This is a genomic window from Paenalcaligenes sp. Me52, from assembly GCF_050487965.1.
Lineage (GTDB): Bacteria > Pseudomonadota > Gammaproteobacteria > Burkholderiales > Burkholderiaceae_B > Paenalcaligenes.
In genome coordinates this window covers 282,967-300,472 of record NZ_JBKQFO010000002.1, presented here as the reverse complement: position 1 = coordinate 300,472, position 17,506 = coordinate 282,967, and the positions used below count along the sequence as shown (strand labels likewise).

The 17,506-nt window shown below is 51.5% G+C and carries 20 protein-coding genes; 16 read left to right on the top strand and 4 right to left on the bottom strand.

What is annotated here, in order from left to right:
- From ACLO87_RS12660 to ACLO87_RS12615, 10 genes are all read left to right on the top strand, one after another.
- Positions 1-888 (top strand): PaaX family transcriptional regulator C-terminal domain-containing protein, encoded by an 888-nt coding sequence (locus tag ACLO87_RS12660; RefSeq protein WP_430223886.1) that lies wholly within the window; start codon positions 1-3, stop codon positions 886-888.
- A 157-nt stretch (positions 889-1,045) separates the two neighbouring features.
- Entirely contained in the window at positions 1,046-2,251 is a 1,206-nt protein-coding gene (pcaF, locus tag ACLO87_RS12655; protein WP_135864571.1) for a 3-oxoadipyl-CoA thiolase, read from the top strand.
- A gap of 18 nt (positions 2,252-2,269) precedes the next feature.
- Positions 2,270-3,262 (top strand): 1,2-phenylacetyl-CoA epoxidase subunit PaaA, encoded by a 993-nt coding sequence (gene paaA / locus ACLO87_RS12650; protein ID WP_135864573.1) that lies wholly within the window; start codon positions 2,270-2,272, stop codon positions 3,260-3,262.
- A gap of 89 nt (positions 3,263-3,351) precedes the next feature.
- Complete coding sequence (gene paaB, locus ACLO87_RS12645) at positions 3,352-3,636, top strand: 1,2-phenylacetyl-CoA epoxidase subunit PaaB (protein ID WP_135864575.1); 285 nt, start codon at positions 3,352-3,354, stop codon at positions 3,634-3,636.
- A complete protein-coding gene (gene paaC / locus ACLO87_RS12640) occupies positions 3,636-4,409 on the top strand; it encodes a 1,2-phenylacetyl-CoA epoxidase subunit PaaC (RefSeq protein ID WP_430223885.1) in 774 nt (257 codons plus the stop codon). The genes paaB and paaC overlap by 1 nt, the downstream gene beginning before the upstream one ends.
- 5 nt (positions 4,410-4,414) lie before the next feature.
- Complete coding sequence (gene paaD / locus ACLO87_RS12635) at positions 4,415-4,930, top strand: 1,2-phenylacetyl-CoA epoxidase subunit PaaD (RefSeq protein WP_135863704.1); 516 nt, start codon at positions 4,415-4,417, stop codon at positions 4,928-4,930.
- Positions 4,931-4,951: 21 nt separating this feature from the next.
- Positions 4,952-6,028 (top strand): 1,2-phenylacetyl-CoA epoxidase subunit PaaE, encoded by a 1,077-nt coding sequence (paaE, locus tag ACLO87_RS12630; RefSeq protein WP_430223884.1) that lies wholly within the window; start codon positions 4,952-4,954, stop codon positions 6,026-6,028.
- A gap of 11 nt (positions 6,029-6,039) precedes the next feature.
- A complete protein-coding gene (locus tag ACLO87_RS12625; RefSeq protein WP_430223883.1) occupies positions 6,040-6,798 on the top strand; it encodes a Phenylacetic acid catabolic protein in 759 nt (252 codons plus the stop codon).
- A gap of 30 nt (positions 6,799-6,828) precedes the next feature.
- Entirely contained in the window at positions 6,829-8,877 is a 2,049-nt protein-coding gene (gene paaZ, locus ACLO87_RS12620) for a phenylacetic acid degradation bifunctional protein PaaZ (RefSeq protein WP_135863698.1), read from the top strand.
- Positions 8,878-8,880: 3 nt separating this feature from the next.
- Positions 8,881-9,513 carry an acyltransferase gene (locus ACLO87_RS12615; protein ID WP_430223882.1) on the top strand — a complete coding sequence of 211 codons (633 nt, stop codon included), beginning with the start codon at positions 8,881-8,883 and terminating at the stop codon, positions 9,511-9,513.
- Between the two features lie 10 nt (positions 9,514-9,523).
- Here the strand turns inward: ACLO87_RS12615 and ttcA are convergent, their stop codons facing one another.
- From ttcA to ACLO87_RS12595, 4 genes are read right to left on the bottom strand one after another with little or no spacing between them, the layout of a single operon-like run.
- Positions 9,524-10,501: a tRNA 2-thiocytidine(32) synthetase TtcA gene (ttcA, locus tag ACLO87_RS12610; protein WP_135863694.1), complete on the bottom strand. Its 978-nt coding sequence runs from the start codon at positions 10,499-10,501 to the stop codon at positions 9,524-9,526.
- Positions 10,498-10,899, bottom strand: a complete 402-nt coding sequence (locus tag ACLO87_RS12605) for a dihydroneopterin aldolase (protein ID WP_135863692.1) — start codon at positions 10,897-10,899, stop codon at positions 10,498-10,500. Before ACLO87_RS12605 ends, ttcA begins: the two co-directional genes overlap by 4 nt.
- A gap of 17 nt (positions 10,900-10,916) precedes the next feature.
- On the bottom strand, positions 10,917-11,693 hold the full coding sequence (locus ACLO87_RS12600) for an SDR family oxidoreductase (RefSeq protein WP_430223881.1): 777 nt from the start codon (positions 11,691-11,693) through the stop codon (positions 10,917-10,919).
- A 1-nt stretch (position 11,694) separates the two neighbouring features.
- Positions 11,695-13,476: a M61 family metallopeptidase gene (locus ACLO87_RS12595; protein ID WP_430223880.1), complete on the bottom strand. Its 1,782-nt coding sequence runs from the start codon at positions 13,474-13,476 to the stop codon at positions 11,695-11,697.
- 33 nt (positions 13,477-13,509) lie between these two features.
- Here ACLO87_RS12595 and ACLO87_RS12590 point away from each other — a divergent pair, with 33 nt between their 5' ends.
- The 6 genes from ACLO87_RS12590 to ACLO87_RS12565 all read left to right on the top strand — a co-directional run bounded on the left by ACLO87_RS12590 (position 13,510) and on the right by ACLO87_RS12565 (position 17,494).
- Positions 13,510-14,289 carry an enoyl-CoA hydratase gene (locus ACLO87_RS12590; protein WP_135863687.1) on the top strand — a complete coding sequence of 260 codons (780 nt, stop codon included), beginning with the start codon at positions 13,510-13,512 and terminating at the stop codon, positions 14,287-14,289.
- Between the two features lie 274 nt (positions 14,290-14,563).
- Entirely contained in the window at positions 14,564-15,049 is a 486-nt protein-coding gene (locus ACLO87_RS12585) for an ATP synthase subunit I (RefSeq protein WP_430223879.1), read from the top strand.
- 50 nt (positions 15,050-15,099) lie between these two features.
- Positions 15,100-15,978, top strand: a complete 879-nt coding sequence (gene atpB / locus ACLO87_RS12580; protein ID WP_135863683.1) for a F0F1 ATP synthase subunit A — start codon at positions 15,100-15,102, stop codon at positions 15,976-15,978.
- A gap of 112 nt (positions 15,979-16,090) precedes the next feature.
- A complete protein-coding gene (gene atpE, locus ACLO87_RS12575) occupies positions 16,091-16,333 on the top strand; it encodes a F0F1 ATP synthase subunit C (protein ID WP_077734422.1) in 243 nt (80 codons plus the stop codon).
- Positions 16,334-16,469: 136 nt separating this feature from the next.
- Positions 16,470-16,940: a F0F1 ATP synthase subunit B gene (locus ACLO87_RS12570; protein WP_135863682.1), complete on the top strand. Its 471-nt coding sequence runs from the start codon at positions 16,470-16,472 to the stop codon at positions 16,938-16,940.
- A 14-nt stretch (positions 16,941-16,954) separates the two neighbouring features.
- Positions 16,955-17,494, top strand: coding sequence for a F0F1 ATP synthase subunit delta (locus ACLO87_RS12565; protein WP_135863681.1), 540 nt, complete (start codon positions 16,955-16,957; stop codon positions 17,492-17,494).
- The last annotated feature ends 12 nt before the right edge of the window (positions 17,495-17,506 follow it).

Genomic DNA, 17,506 nt, shown 5'->3' with positions numbered 1-17,506 from the left:
ATGCCACTCCTGTCTACATCTACGCCGAATACCAACGCGGGTCAGCAGCTAGTCGATACGTTGCTGCAAAACTGCCAGCTTAAAGCGGCAGCGTTCATCGTCACCTTATATGGTGACGTAGTAGAACCGCGTGGTGGTGTAGTGTGGATGGGAAATATCATCGAATGCTGCGCTGCTGTGGGTATTAGTGAAAATCTGGTACGCACAGCGGTGTCGCGATTGATGGCAGCAGGGCAGTTGCAGGGTGAGCGGGCAGGGCGTCGCAGCTTCTACCGGTTGACCAACGCCGCACGCACCGAGTTTTCGTATGCGGCAAAAGTGCTGTATGACTACCAAGCCACGCAGCAATGGCGCTTGGTCTACGTAGAAGGTGGTGATTCCGACGCCATCATGCGTACCTTGAAACGTTTGGGCTATGCTGCAGTAAGCCCTCGCTTGGCGATGGGGCCAGATGACGTACCGCTGCCTAAACAAGTATTGGTGTGGCAGGCCGAAGTATTGCAGGGGCGCGATAACATGCGCACCTTTGTGGCCGAGCATTGGGACTTACCGCGTTACGCTGAAGCGTATCAAGGTTTTATTTCCCATTTCCAACCAGTTGAGGCGTTGCTCTCGCAGTTAGAGCCCGCTACCGCACTGACATTGCGTTTGCTGATGGTGCATGAATTTCGTCATGTTGCCTTGCGTGCACCGCACTTGCCGGTAGAAGCCTTGCCAGAAAACTGGGAAGGCCACGAAGCCCGTCAGCTGTTTGCCCGATTGTATTTAGCTTTATCAAAAATGGCCGATACCAAGGTGGTGGCTGATTTTGTCAGTATTGACGGTGAATTGCCTGGCAAGAGCCAGCAAGTTAGCCAACGTTTGGAACGTTTGGCTGCCGTTTTGTAGGTAGCAGCAAAAAAATTTAGCCTGAAACATTACAAATTAAGAGAAAACCCTCATTGATCTGTAATGTATTAAATGGCTAAATACTCATGTGAATATATATAACCGTCCGGTCGGTCATTGAATAGACTGGAGCAGATCCAACAGGAGAAACAGACCTATGTCCGAGGCTTTTATCTGTGATGCTGTACGTACACCCATAGGCCGTTATGGTGGCGCACTGTCGTCAGTACGAGCAGATGATTTGGCGGCAATGCCGTTGACTGCTTTGATGCAGCGTAATCCTAATGCGGACTGGTCGCTGGTGGACGATCTGATTTTTGGCTGTGCGAACCAAGCGGGTGAAGATAACCGCAACGTGGCTCGTATGGCGGTCTTGTTGTCTGGTATGCCAGTGAATGTACCTGCAACAACCATCAACAGACTATGTGGTTCGGGCTTGGATGCCGTAGGTATGGCAGCTCGCTCCATTAAAGCAGGCGACTGTGATTTCATCGTGGCAGGCGGTGTGGAAAGCATGAGCCGTGCGCCTTTTGTGATGCCCAAAGCGACTAGCGCGTTTTCACGCAGCAACGCAGTGTATGACACCACCATTGGCTGGCGCTTTGTGAACCCCAAACTGGCAGCGGCCTTTGGTGTAGACACCATGCCGCAAACGGCTGATAACGTTGCGGCTGACTTCAACATTAGCCGTGAAGACCAAGACTTGTTCGCTGCGCGTAGCCAAGCACGTTGGGCAGCAGCACAAGCCGCTGGTGTATTTAACGACGAACTGATGTCCGTCAGTATTCCTCAGCGCAAAGGCGATCCTATCGTCGTGACGGAAGACGAACACCCACGCCCTGGTACTGGCGTAGAGCAATTGGCCAAACTGAAAGGCGTAAACGGTGCAGACCTTAGTGTGACCGCAGGTAATGCTTCTGGCGTGAACGATGGTGCATGTGCCTTGGTAGTGGCTTCTGAAGCCATGGCCGCACAACAAGGTTTCAAACCGTTGGCTCGCGTCGTAGCAATGGCTGCGGCGGGTGTAGAACCACGTGTGATGGGTATTGGTCCAGTAGAAGCCACTCGCCGCGTACTAAAACGTGCCGGTTTGCGCTTGGAAGACATGGATCTAATCGAATTGAATGAGGCGTTTGCTGCCCAAGCTCTGGCTGTAACACGCCAATTGGGGCTGGCGGATGATGCGCCACATGTGAATCCCAACGGGGGCGCTATTGCTATAGGCCACCCACTGGGTATGAGTGGTGCTCGTCTGGCAGCGACCGCAGCGTATCAGCTGCATCGCCAAGGCGGCCGCTACGCGCTGTGCACCATGTGCATTGGCGTAGGGCAAGGTATCGCACTGATTATTGAACGAGTATAGAACGCAAGGTGACATCCTATGTATGCACAGGTAATTAATACGGGCAGTGATCGCGTACGCCCCATTGATGAAATGTCGGCAGAAGAACAGGCCTTCATGGAGCGTATTGAGCGCGGTGAAAAAATTGAACCTAAAGAGTGGATGCCGGAAGGCTACCGCAAAACCCTGATTCGTCAGATCGGTCAGCACGCGCACTCTGAGGTAGTAGGTCAGTTGCCAGAAGGTAACTGGATTACGCGCGCTCCTACGCTAGAGCGTAAAGCAATTCTGTTGGCGAAGGTACAAGATGAAGCCGGTCACGGCCTGTACTTGTACTGTGCGGCCGAAACGCTGGGCGTCAGCCGCGATGAACTTATCGAGCTGCTGAACTCCGGCAAGATGAAGTATTCGTCCATCTTTAACTACCCAACATTGAACTGGGCCGACATCGGTGCAGTAGGTTGGTTGGTGGATGGCGCCGCCATTATGAACCAGGTGCCTCTGCAGCGTACGTCGTACGGCCCTTACAGCCGTGCCATGATTCGTATCTGTAAGGAAGAGAGCTTCCACCAGCGTCAGGGCTACGACATCATGATGAAGATGTGCGAAGGCAGCCCAGAGCAAAAAGCGATGGCTCAAGATGCGTTGAACCGTTTCTGGTATCCCGCTTTGATGATGTTTGGTCCTTCCGACAAAGACTCCGTGCACTCGGCACAGTCCATGGCATGGAAAATCAAGATCAACACTAACGACGAGCTGCGTCAGAAGTTTGTGGACCAAACCGTGCCACAAGCTAAGTACTTGGGCTTGACCGTACCAGACGAAAACCTAGTGTGGAACGAAGAACGTGGCGCACACGATTTCTCCGAGCCTGATTGGAACGAGTTCTTTGAAGTGATCGCTGGTAATGGCCCGTGCAATAAAGAGCGCTTGGGCGCACGAGTGAAAGCGTGGGATGACGGCGCATGGTTCCGTGAAGGCCTAGCCGTACACGCGCAGAAAAAACAGACGCAACAGCGCAAGCAAGCCTAAGCGTACAACACAGCGCCGACGGTGACATCGCTGTCGGCACGTACATCTAAAACTGTAGCAATAACAAGTGAGATAAGGAGGACAACACCATGTCTCAAGAATGGCCTCTGTGGGAAATTTTTATTCGTGGTCAACACGGTTTGAATCATAGACACGTGGGTAGCTTGCATGCGCCTGACGCGGAAATGGCAATCAACAATGCCCGTGATGTGTACACCCGTCGTAATGAAGGCGTGAGCATCTGGGCAGTGAAATCCGAGGATGTGGTAGCGAGCGCACCGTCCAAACGTGGCCCGTTGTTCGAACCTTCCAACTCCAAAGTGTACAGACACCCAACATTTTTCAAGATTCCTGAAGAAGTGGGGCACATGTAATGACTACTACCCAGTTAGACACAACGACGGCTTTGCAGCAGCTGTTGCTGCGCATGGGCGATAGCACTTTGATTCTGGGTCACAGGATTTCAGAGTGGTGTGGCCACTCCCCTATCTTGGAAGAAGATATCGCCATGGCGAACGTGGCGCTGGACTTGATCGGTCAGACACAGTTTTGGTTGGGTCTGGCTGCCGAGATAGAGGGCGAAGGCAAAACAGCGGATCATTTGGCTTACCTGCGTGATGCCGTGGCATTCCGCAATCTGTTGTTAGTAGAGCAGCCTAACGGCGACTATGCCCACACCTTGATGCGTCAGTTCTTGTTTGATGCATGGCACCACTTGCAATTGCAAGCGCTGGAACAATCCAGCGATAGCCGTGTGGCAGAGATTGCTGCCAAAGCATTGAAAGAAGTGAGCTACCACCTAGAGCGCAGCAGTGATTTGCTGATTCGTTTGGGTGATGGCACAGACGAAAGCCACCGCCGTATGCAAGAGGCGCTGGATAACTTGTGGGCCTACACCGGCGAGATGTTCATGGGTGACGAGTTTGATGCAGCCTTGGCAGAAGCCGGCATTGCACCACAACCTGAAAGCCTGCGTGATGCATGGATGGCTTGTGTGAAAGAAGTGATGGCAGCCGCCACACTGACCTTGCCCGAGAACCCCTTCATGCACAAAGGCGGCAAGCAAGGCCGTCACACAGAGCACTTGGGTTACATCCTCGCGCAAATGCAATTCTTGCAGCGCGCCTACCCTGGCTGTACGTGGTAAGCATCATGAACACGCTCTCTCGTCCCGAACTGGATCAGGTATGGCAATGGCTAGACGCCGTGCCTGATCCTGAAATTCCAGTGATCTCATTGGTGGACCTCGGCATTATCCGTGAGGTGTATTACGAGGAAGACACCTTGGTTGTGGTGGTAACACCCACCTACTCAGGCTGTCCGGCCACCACTGTGATCAACGAGGATATAGAAGCTGCTCTGCGTGCTCAAGGCATAGAACAGGTGCGTTTGGAGCGTCAGCTCTCACCACCGTGGAGTACCGACTGGATGAGCGAGCGCGGTAAAGAGCGCTTGCGGAACTACGGTATTGCACCGCCTGTAGAGCAAAGTACCGATGGCAAGCCTGCTCGTATTTGGTTGCGAGCCGAAGGCGCACCAACGGTACCTTGCCCACGCTGCAACTCCACACGCACAGAACGGGTTAGCCAGTTTGGTTCTACGCCCTGTAAGGCCAACTACCGCTGCCAGGATTGTCTGGAACCGTTTGATTATTTCAAATGTATTTAAGCCTAGCCATTGGAGGAAATCATGGCACGCTTTCACCCCTTGCAAGTTATAGATGTGCGTCGCGAAACTCGCGATGCCGTAGTCGTTACATTGAAGCCGCGTCCAGAAGATGACGCATTGTTTACGTTTATCCCAGGTCAGTACCTGACCTTCCGTCGCGAGTTTGAAGGCGACGAGCTGCGCCGTTCGTACTCCATTTGCTCCGGCTTGGAAGAGGGCGTGTTGCGCGTGGGGATTAAACGGGTGGATGGTGGTGCGTTTTCCTCGTGGGCAAACGAAGAACTGACTGAAGGCGCTGTGCTGGAAGCCATGCCTCCTATGGGTAACTTCCATATCCCTATGGAACCCGAAAGTTCACGCCATTACTTGGGTTTCGCGGGTGGTAGTGGCATTACGCCTTTGCTGTCCATCATCAAAAGCACGCTGTCTAGTGAGCCACAAGCGAGCTTTACGCTGGTGTACGCCAACCGTCAGATCAGCTCCATGATGTTCCGTGAAGAGCTGGAAGATCTGAAAAACCAGTACATGGAACGCCTGTCTATCATCCATATTTTTGATAGAGAAGGCCAAGAGATTGAGTTGTTCACTGGTCGTATTGACCGTGAAAAATGCGATGGTTTGTTCGGTGGCTGGATCAACCTGCCATCTGTTCATACCGCCTTTATTTGCGGTCCAGAGCCCATGATGCTAACCATTGCTGATGCTCTGAAAGAACATGGCTTGGCCAAAGAGCGCATCAAGTTCGAGCTGTTCGCTTCGGCGCAGCCTGGTCGTGCTCGTAAGCAATCCACCAGTTCTGAAGCTGGTAGTGCCGCCAGAATGTGTGCGGCAACCGTGACGTTGGATGGTGTGGCCCGTAGTTTTGATTTCCCTAAAGAAGGTCAAAGCTTGTTGGATGCTGCACTGGAAAATGATCTGGATGCGCCATATGCCTGTAAAGCTGGTGTGTGCTCTACCTGCAAAGCCAAAGTGCTGGAAGGGGAAGTGGAAATGGCGGTCAACCACGCTCTGGAAGATTACGAAGTTGAGCAGGGTTATGTGCTGAGTTGCCAGTGCTATCCCTTGAGTGACAAGGTGGTAGTGAGTTTTGATGAGTAAGGGGAGTCGCTATGTCCGATACCATGAAAATTGAAGAATACTTAGAACAGGGCGGCGTGCTGAGTTCGCCTGAAAATGCACCGGCTCGCTATCGTGGCGAGTTGATGCGCATGATGTCTGCTTTCGTGGATAGCGAACTGGCTGCTTCGGCAGGCTTTGCGTCTTCTATTAACTTTGCTCCCAACATCAAAGCACGTATTGCGGCTAGCCGTATTACGCTGGAAAAAGCCGATCATGCACAGCGCGTATTAGAAATTATGCGCAGCTTCGGCACCGATGTAGAGCGTTACGAGCAACAGCACGACTGGGCCGCTCGTTTACCTAGAGATAGCGCGCTGCCTACAGCGCGTCAGGGTTCGGACATGCGCTTATCGGTGTTCTACTTCCCTTTGAATAACTGGGTAGATGCGGTAGTAATGAACGTGCTGCAAGGTTTTGCTGCTGAAGTGCAGTTGGAAGAGCTGAGCAAAGTGTCATACGGCCCTTTGGCTGAAGTATTCCGCGATATTGCCCCCCAAGAAGTGCATCACGCCGAATTGGGTCAGGAAGGGTTGTCTGTATTGGTAAAAGCAGGCACGCACACTCAGCAAATCAAAGAGAGCTTGGCGTACTGGCACCCACGTGTAGCAGCAGGGTTTGGTCAACAAAACTCCACACGCTACGCCATGATGTGCAGATTGGGTCTGCGCCATGAAAGCAATAGTGATCAGTTGCTGCGCTGGGAAAAGCGCGTGAACGATCATTTGCAGGCACTAGGTTTACACGCCTGATCAAAACTCTATAACAGGAAGGAAAGTTTCATGACCATTTCATCGTCAACGCCTACGCGTCTTGAAAGCTATGTCTGCGGTAGCTGGACAGCTGGTACCGGGGCCGGGCAGACGTTGTTGGATGCGGTAACTGGTGAGGCGGTAGCTGTAGTAGATTCCACAGGTTTAGACTTTGCAGCCATACGTGAGTATGGCCGCAAAACAGGTGGTAAAGCATTGCGTGCTATGACCTTTCATGAGCGCGCTGGCATGCTCAAAGCGTTGGGTTTGGCCCTGTTGGAATGCAAAGAGGAACTCTATGCATTGTCCACACGCACGGGTGCAACACGACGCGACAGCTGGATTGATATTGAAGGGGGTATAGGAACACTGTTGACCTATTCCTCTAAAGGTAGACGCGAACTGCCCAATACATCGGTATTGTTGGATGGCGGTATTGAGCGTTTATCCAAAGACAACAGTTTTAGCGCACAGCACATTTTGACACCGCTGCAAGGCGTGGCTATTCATATTAATGCGTTCAACTTCCCTTGCTGGGGTATGTTGGAAAAACTGGCGCCTACATGGTTGGCCGGTATGCCTGCCATTGTGAAACCTGCCAGCCAAACCTCGTACCTGACCGAATTGATGGTGCGTCGTATGCTAGATACTGGTGTGCTGCCTGAGGGGGCATTGCAACTGGTATGTGGCTCGGTAGGCGACTTGTTAAGCCATGTGGATGGTCAAGATGTGGTGACCTTTACAGGCTCTGCTTCTACGGGTCGTATGCTGCGTAGCAGCCGCGCCATTGTAGAAAATTCTGTACGTTTCACGATGGAAGCCGACAGTCTGAACGCGACAGTTCTAGGCACAGACGTGACTCCAGATAGTCCTGAGTTTGTGCAGTTTGTGCGTGAAGTCGTGAACGAGATGACTGTTAAAGCCGGTCAGAAATGTACCGCTATACGTCGTGTTATGGTGCCACGCGCATTGGTGCCTGCAGTGCAAACCGCATTGTCGGAAGCCTTGGGCAAAGTCGTAGTGGGTGATCCTGCTGCTGAGGGCACCAAAATGGGGCCATTGGCTAGTCAAGATCAGCGCAAAGAAGTGCAAGAGCGTGTTCAAGAGTTGTTGGCAGAAACCCAAGTATGGTTTGGTCAGCCAGAGCAAAGCGATGCAGGCGCATCGGGTGCGTTCTATAACCCGGTATTGCTGTACTGCGATCAGCCTATGAGCGCTAAAAAAGTACACGATGTAGAGGCGTTTGGCCCCGTTAGCACGGTGATGCCTTACGACTCCTTGGATGACGCGGTAACGTTGGTACGTAAAGGGCAGGGTAGTCTGGTGACTTCCGTGTTCAGCTACGATCCAGCCGTTGTGCAACACGTAGTGTTGGGTATGGCGGCATTCAATGGCCGTATCTTGGTATCTAACCGAGATAGCGCGAAAAGCTCAACTGGGCACGGTTCACCAGTTCCTGGTGTAGTGCACGGAGGACCAGGCCGGGCAGGCGGTGGCGAAGAGCTAGGTGGGTTGCGCAGTGTGTTCCATTACATGCAGCGTACCGGTGTGCAAGGGCCTCCAACTATGTTGTCCGCGGTAACTGGCCGTTGGGTAGCCGGTGCTCCAGCACAAACAGAAGGGCCACATCCTTTCCGCAAATCGTTGGCAGAGCTCAAAATCGGCGATCAGCTGATTACAGCAAAACGCACGGTAAGCTTGGATGATATTGAGCACTTCGCGCACTTCACAGGTGATACTTTCTACGCCCACATGGACGAAGAAGCTGCTAAAGCCAACCCATTCTTTGATGGTCGTGTAGCACACGGCTACTTGGTGGTGTCTTTTGCAGCAGGCTTGTTTGTGGAATCGGCACCCGGTCCAGTATTGGCTAACTACGGTGTAGATAACTTACGTTTCCTGACACCTGTGTATGCCGGTGATACCTTGGGTGTGCAGTTAACGTGTAAAGAAATCAACCCACGCAGCAGCGCAGAGCATGGTGAAGTACGTTGGGATTGCGAAGTTACCAATCAAAATGGTGATGTAGTCGCACTCTACGATGTACTGACTATGGTTGCGAAAAGCTGGGAGAACTAACCCATGGCCCAGATTTTTTCTTTCGGTGGCGTGATCCCCGTTGTAGACCCTTCAGCGTACGTGCATCCTTCGGCGACGCTGATTGGTGATGTCATCATCGGCCCTGCCTGCTATGTAGGCCCGGGCGCTGTATTACGTGGTGATTTTGGCCGCATACAGTTGATGACTGGGGCCAACATCCAAGATAACTGTGTTGCTCACAGTTTTCCGGATGCTGACGCCATCGTAGAAGAAGATGGGCATATTGGGCATGGTGCTATTTTGCATGGCTGCAGAGTAGGTAAAAATGCCATGGTGGGGATGAACGCCGTCATCATGGACCGCGCCGTAATTGGTGAAGACTCTATTGTGGGGGCGATGGCGTTTGTCAAAGCAGCCATGGAGATTCCACCGGGGCAGTTGGTGATGGGGGCGCCTGCACGTATTATGCGCCCGCTCAAACCCGAAGAAATTGCGTGGAAAAGCGAAGGGACGGCGTTGTACCAACGTTTGGCACTGGAAGCAGGCCAAACTATGCGTCAAGAAGCAGCGCCGTTGTCTGCACCCGAGCCAAATCGGCCTAGGGTGCAGGGGCCTGAGTATGATCCGTTGTTGATCACACGCTTAAAACGGGCCGCTGGGATAGAACCCAGCTAAGTAAGCCGCGTTATTTATCCAGACGGGCCACCACAGCAGGACGCTTGGTGGCTTCGTCATTTTCATCCTGCCCAAATGTGTGATTGAGCGGTTGGTTGAAGTCTTCCGTGTCAAAAGCCATATCGCCTTCGGCATCAGGCTGACCGCTGATGGTTAAGCCTTCAAAGTCGAACAGCTCTTTGTCCATCAAGTGTGATGGCACCACTTTGTTCAGCGCACCAAACATATTCCATGTACGACCTGGGAATTTTTTGTCCCATTCTGCAATCATGCGGTTGGCTTCTTGGCGTTTCAAGTTGACTTGAGAGCCGCACAAGTTACAAGGAATGATGGGGAATTCGCGAACTTGAGCGTACTCAATAATGTCTTTCTCGGCCACGTAGGCCAGAGGACGAATCACAATGTGCTTGCCGTTATCCGACATCAGTTTTGGCGGCATGGCTTTAAGGCGGCCACCATAAAACAGATTCAGCATAAAAGTAGCCAGAATATCGTCACGGTGGTGGCCCAAGGCAACCTTAGTCGCGCCCAGTTCTTCGGCTACACGGTACAAAATACCGCGACGCAGACGTGAACACAGCGAACAGGTGGTTTTACCTTCGGGGATCACTCGTTTGACGATGGAGTACGTATCTTGTGTTTCGATGTGGTAGTCCACACCAATGCTTTCCAAATACTCAGGCAATACGTGCTCAGGGAAACCGGGTTGTTTCTGATCCAGGTTCACTGCCACGATATCAAAGTGTATAGGCGCACGGGCTTTCAGCTTGATCAGCAGATCCAGCAACGTGTAGGAGTCTTTACCACCCGACAAACAGACCATGATCTTGTCGCCGTCTTCAATCATATTGAAGTCGCCAATCGCTCGTCCGGCTTCACGCAGCAGGCGTTTTTCCAGTTGCAGGAAGTTGTGACGTTGTTTTTTTTCTTCGCGGGTCAGGGCAGACGTTTCTTCGCTGACGGCGGCTTCAGGGGAATGGAGGGTCATGGAGTAACGGTACGGCTTTGTTCAAGTTCAATGCCAACGGCATCGCAATCGCTGAATGCCTGAGGTTTGCTGATGCGCAAGCGTAGGCGCACAAGGTCTGGGAAGTCGGTAAATAGCCTGCGGGCTACTTGTTCAACCAGAGTTTCGAGCAAGTTTACGTGGGCTTGTGTGCACTCTTCAATGATGGCGTTACGCAATTGGCGGTAATCCAACACCGTAGCGATATTGTGATCATCCACAACGTGGTGTGTGAGCACATCGAACTCGGCATCAATATTAATAGGCTGAGTAGCGCGTAGCTCATGCTCCAGTATGCCGATGCGAGCACCCAATTCCAGATTGGTAAAGAAAACGCGGCGAACGGAGGGTGGCGGAGGTATTGCCGAAGCGAGAGTCATAACAAAAAGAAGAGTATTTAAAGCAAACTGAAATCGCGTTGTAGGCCCATGAGGTGTTGGCCACCATCTACAACAAGAGAAGAACCGGTGATGCTGGGGTTCTCTGCCAGCATTAACGCCGCATTGGCGATGTCATCCGGGGTGCTGGCGCGACCTAGAGGGGCCAGTGCATGGGTGCGGGCGAAATCGTCTTCACTTTGCAGATGACTGGGCATGGTCAGGCCAGGAGCTAATCCTACCACGCGAACATAGGGCGCTAGCCCCTGAGCAAGCATGGTGGTGGCTGATTGCAACGCTGCTTTACACAGCGTGTAGGAGAAAAAGTCGGGGTTATAGCCCCATAGCTTTTGGTCCAGCAAGTTGATCACCACACCTTGGCGCTGAGGGTGGTGAGGTTGTATGTGCTGCTGCAGTTGTTGTGCGAGCTCTATAGGCGCAACAAGATTAGGCCCCAAGTGCTGGTTTAACAGCTCGGCTGAAAACTGGCTGGCATTGTCATATTCGAACAGCGACGCGTTGTTAATAATGGCATCCAGCTGCCCTAGTTGTTCCACGCTACGGGTGAAAATGTCTTTGCGATCTTGGGCGTCAGACAAATCACCCTGTACCAGAGCACAACGACGTCCTAAGGCTTCTATTTCTGCGGCGGTCTGTAAGGCTTGTTTATGCGAACGATGATAATGCAGGGCAATATCCCAGCCTTGACGGGCAAAGCGTAGCGCCATGGCTTTGCCCAAGCGCTGGGCTCCACCCGTAATCAGTACACAGTTAACAGCAGATGAAGCGTGTGTCATGTCAGGAAATAAGACGTTTAAGCGAACAAGTCTGTTGTGGGGCCGGGCCTAATTTGGCACGGAAGCTGCGTAATTCATCACGGCGAAATACGTGTAGCTCTACCTTGTCTCCGGCGGTGTAAGCGGCAAGCAGCTTGTTTAACGAGGCTTGATCGTTGACGCGTAAACCATCCAGAGCCACGATTATATCGTTTGCAGAAATTCCTGCGTGATGAGCTGCGCCATCCTCATAGGCGGTTGCCACTTGCAGCCCTTGTGGGCTGTTTTTGAGGCGTACTCCTAAGGATGGCAGTGGGCTCTCTGCTTGCCACTGTAGCTCTATGCCTTGAGCCTGTAGTAGCGGCTGTAAGGGCACATCGTCACGACCATGGGCATGGCGTTGAATGAAGTCGCTAGTATCTACACCTGTGGCCTCTAAAATCAGCCCAGGAATAGCGTCTTCGGTCACGCCATGGGGTTTGCCTTGGTAGAAATCACGGCCATAGCGCTGCCACAATAAACGCATGACATCATCTAGGCTGCGTTGATCTTGAGTGTGTTGGCGTATATAGAGGTCTAAGCCTAGGGCTACCAAAGCCCCTTTGCTGTAATAGCTCACGAGAGCGTTAGGCGAGTTCTCGTCTTGTTTGTAGAAACGCGTCCACGTATCAAAAGAGCTTTCCGTGACGGATTGCTTCAGTCTACCGCCTGTACGGTGTACCACGTCTATGTTCTTGGCCAACAAGCTTAGGTATTGCTCTTCGCTGACTACCTTGGCGCGCAACAGCATCAAATCATCGTAGTACGAGGTAAAGCCTTCAAACACCCACAGCAGCTCGGTGTAGTTAGGCTGTAAATACTGATACGGCGCAAAGGCGGCAGGTTTTATACGTTTTACATTCCAAGTGTGGAAGTATTCGTGGCTGACTAAGCCCAAGAAGGTTTGATAACCAGCAGTTTTGGGTTGATCTCGTTGGCTAAGCGTAGGCAAGTCGCAGCGAGAAGCCATCAATGCCGTGGAGCTGCGATGCTCCAAGCCACCATAGTCGTCACCGGTCACCATAGTCATAAAGACATAGCGATCAGAGCTATCTAAGAACGGTACGCGGTTGTCATCGGGCTCAAATAAGCTAATTTGAGCTTCGCAAATGGCTTTAGCGTCAGCGGCGATGCGTTCTAAATCTAGATTAGGAATAACGCCCGTAAACACCATTTCGTGCAATGCACCGTGGGCATGAAAGCTGATATGCTGTGGTGTACCCATCTCTACAGGGTGATCCAGCAGGGCGTCATAATCTGGGGCCATATACAGCCCAAACTCATGACGTTTTGCAGCACCTTTGGTGCGTTTTGGGGCCAGCGGCAAGCTGGTATAAACACGCCAGTCTTTTTGTTTTTTTGGTGCTTGTAAATCGACGAAGCAAGGCTGATTCTCTTGACCGTGTACGCCTAAAAATACGCTAGTACCGTTAAAGAAAGCATGGGTTTCATCGACGTGAGCGCTGCGTACCGACAAATCCCACGCATAGACGGTGTACTCAATATGCAAAGGGCCGTTAGTAGGAGCACATAGCCAGCGGTGGCTATCTAGCTTTTGTACGGCAACCGTTTTTTTGTCAGACGTGGCGCTTAAGCTCTCGATTTGACGGGAAAAGTCCCTAATCAAGTAGCTACCAGGGATCCACGCGGGCAAAAAAAGTTCTTGTCCTTGGGGGTTGGGTTTGGGAATATGCAGGGATACCTGTATACGGTGTCCGGCAAGATCAGGAAAACAAACGCGATACAGTATATTTTTGGCAGTCATCTTTTACTTTCAAGAATGCTTAACGGAGGCAATGTGAGCGAACCATCTTTAGTTCTGGTCGAAACCCGCGGACGCGTGGGTCTCGTGCAGATGAATAGGCTTAAGGCACTGAATGCATTAAATAATGAATTGATTAGCGAGTTAGCGCAAGCCATGCGGGCGCTGGATACTAATCCTGATATCAGTGTGATCGTGTTGACGGGTAGCCCCAAAGCATTTGCGGCTGGTGCTGACATTGCCGCCATGAAAGACTGGTTCTTTCAAGATGTGTATGGCGCTGATTTCTTGGGTGGTAATTGGGAAGACTTACGTCGCATACGCAAACCAGTGATTGCAGCTGTGTCTGGCTACGCATTAGGTGGAGGCTGCGAGTTGGCCATGCAGTGCGACATGATTATCGCTGGCGATAACGCACAATTTGGTCAACCTGAAATTAAGCTGGGCATTATTCCTGGTTACGGTGGCACGCAGCGCTTGCCTCGCGCCATTGGTAAAGCCAAAGCGATGGATATGATTTTGACTGCACGCATGATGAATGCACAAGAAGCCGAAGACGCTGGTTTAGTGTCTCGTGTGGTGCCGGCTGAGTCGCTAATGGAAGAAGTGATGAAAATTGCTGAAACCATTGCTAGCATGCCATTGCATTGCGTGATTATGGCTAAAGAAAACGTCAACCGCGCTTACGAGAGCCCATTGGCAGAAGGCCTGCTGTTTGAGCGTAGAAATTTCCATGCGTTATTTGCAACTCAAGATCAAAAAGAGGGCATGAACGCATTTGTGGAAAAACGACCACCAAAATTCCAACACTGTTAATAGTGTCTTTGATTTTAAGCAAGCTATACGGGGCGCGGCTTTGCGCCCCGTTAACATATTTTGTTGCCGTATTATGACTAAAAGAAGGTAACGATTTGTGGCGTGAATGCCTTTGTTAATTTGCGTGAAGCAAAAAAAAGACGCTATACTTTACGGGTTTGGCACCAAGCAACTTAGTGATGAATTGCCATATTTACACGATTTTTCGCATGTAAAGTGTTGTCTTGCAAGGAAATCGTATCCGAGCAAGATATTCAATCAGGAAGGCTAAGTTATGCAGCGGGCCAACAACACCGATAGCACTCAGTTACAGGCTGTCGGACCAGAAACCAACGAAGTACAAGATCACAACAAGCTGGTTCTGACACCAGAGCAACGAAGCCGACTGGCTAAGCGTTCTGGAGCAGGAATAGTTCGTGTGCTCATGGCTCAGGCAGTCATGGCAGTAGTCGTTATCTTGATTTCGTGGATGGTCGCAGGTAGCAATGCAGCACTCTCAGCTTTGCTGGGCGCAGCAGCTTACTTGATACCGAATGCACTTTTTGCCATGCGGCTGTTGCTGAATTTGTTCAGCGGTAAGACAGCAACAGTACAAGCCTTCTTTGTGGGTGAACTGTTTAAGCTAGGCTCAGCATTGGGTATTTTGGCGCTAGTGGTCTGGTCTGATACGGGTTGGCTGGTGTGGCCAGCCTTGTTGTTTGGGCTGCTCGGTGTATTAAAGGGATATGTGCTGCTGCTTGTCGCAGGCAAGTTGCCATAAACGATTAACGGGTCTCGTACCCATAATGTATACGTCACAGGGTAATTCAGATGGCTGCCAGTGGTATTTCGCCTCAGTCTGACTACATTCAGCACCACCTTGTTCACATGAACAGTACGGGTGAAAAGCAGAGTGTTATAGCCGATTTCAGCATCATCAACTATGACTCGATCTTCTGGTCGTTGATCATGGGTTTGCTGGTCGTGTTTTTCTTGTACCGTGCAGCGCGTTCTGCAACAGCAGGTGTACCAGGTCGTTTCCAAACTGCCGCTGAAATGCTGGTTGATTGGGTTGCTGATCAGGCTAAATCCATCGTTCACAATGAAGAGTCCCGCCGCTTTGTGGCACCAATGGCACTGACAGTGTTCTTGTGGATCATTCTGATGAACGTACTGGACTTGATCCCCGTTGACTTCCTTGGTTGGATCTTCATCCAAACAGGTTTGGCTAGCGAACACGGCGATCCCCTGTACTACCACCGTATTTTGCCAACCGCCGACTTGAACATCCCTATGGGTATGTCTCTGGGCGTGTTGTTGATGACACTGTATTACAGCGTCAAAATGCATAAGCCTACAGGCTTTGTGAAATCATTATTTACAGCCCCCTTTACCTTTGGTGGTATTGCTGGTGTGCTGCTGGCTCCGTTCAACTTCTTGCTGAACCTTATCGAGTACGGGGCCAAAACGGTTTCTCTCGGTATGCGACTGTTCGGTAACATGTTCGCGGGTGAGCTGGTTTTCATGTTGATCGCGTTGTTAGGCGGGGCATGGACAGGGTTTAATGGCTCAAGCATTGGCTTGGGTGTGGGTCACGTATTGGCCGGTTCTATATGGGCAATTTTCCATATTCTGATCGTGCTGCTGCAGGCGTTTATTTTCATGATGCTGACACTCGTTTACGTGGGTCAGGCTCACGAAGGCCATTAAACATATTCCGGGTTTGGCGCGGTGTCTGACCCGGGGCTGATCAGTTTTTCTGCTACGCCGTTCCGTTTTTTATTTGTTTTTTGAACACAAGATTTTTAACCAAGGAGTTGTCATGACCAACGTTGCTTTTGTTGCACTGGCTTGCGGTATTATCGTCGGTCTGGGTGCATTTGGTGCCAGTATCGGTATTGCCCTGATGGGTGGTAAATACTTGGAAGCTTCTGCTCGTCAACCAGAGCTGATGAACGCTTTGCAAACCAAAATGTTCCTGTTGGCTGGTCTGATCGATGCGGCCTTCCTGATTGGCGTTGGTATTGCCATGTTGTTTGCGTTTGCTAACCCATTCGTTGGTTAATAGCGGCGCGTCCGCTGGCCCTACGGCGGACAGGCAGTTGAGGTTGGCGGTGCTGTAAATTGCGCCGCTCTCGACTTGAACATAGGGTGTCGGTACATTTTTAGCCCGGCACAAGAGGTATTTAAGGGATACGACCGTGAATTTAAACGCGACTCTCTTTTTCCAGATGATCGTGTTTTTCGTCTTGGCTTGGTTTACGATGAAATTCGTATGGCCACCACTGACGAGAGCAATCGATGATCGTCGCCAAAAGATTGCCGATGGTCTAGCTGCAGCCGATAAAGGCAAAGCTGATCTGGCACAAGCCCAGGCACGTATCAGTCTGATGGAAGCATCCGCGAAGTCCGATAACCATGCACGTTTGGCTGAAGCTGAAAAGCAAGCCGCTGCACTTATCGAACAAGCACGCGCTGAAGCTGAACATGAAAAAGCCCGTATCATCGCCCAGGCTCACCTGGACGCGGTACAGGAAGTACAGCGTTTGCGTGATCAACTGCGTGGCGACGTGGCCAAATTGGCCGTAATTGGCGCTGAGCAGATTCTGCGACGCGAAGTTGATTCTTCTGTGCATGCCGAGCTGTTGAACCAGCTTGAAGCAGAACTTTAATCTGAAGGTAGGCCATGGCTGAACTATCGACTATTGCCAGACCTTACGCTGAGGCGCTGTTCGAGGCTGTACGCCAAGAACAGGGTGCACTTGAGCAATGGGCGGCCCTCTTGTCCGAAATGGCTCAGGTGGCTGATCTTCCCGACGTTCGTGAAGCACTGGCTACGCCCACGCTGAACAATACGCAGCGTTTTGAGATTTTTTCAGGTCTGCTGAAAACCCCACTGAATGACAAGGCACGCAATCTGCTGAACTTGCTGATTGCTAACGGACGCCTGCTGCTATTGCCGCAGGTTGCTGAACAGTTTGACCTTCTGAAACATAAACAAGAAGGTAGTGCTGTAGCCCGCATCAGCAGTGCGTTCCCCTTGCAAGGTGATGAGCTGAACAAGCTTGTTGCCGCACTTGAGAAAAAATTCGGTTTGAAGCTAGAGCCTGAAGTCACCGTTGATACTGATTTGATCGGCGGCGTTCGCGTAGTGGTAGGCGATCAGGTACTTGATACTTCCGTGCAGGCCCGTCTGGCCCGCATGCGCGACACATTGGCAGCTTGATGGCAGGCCAGA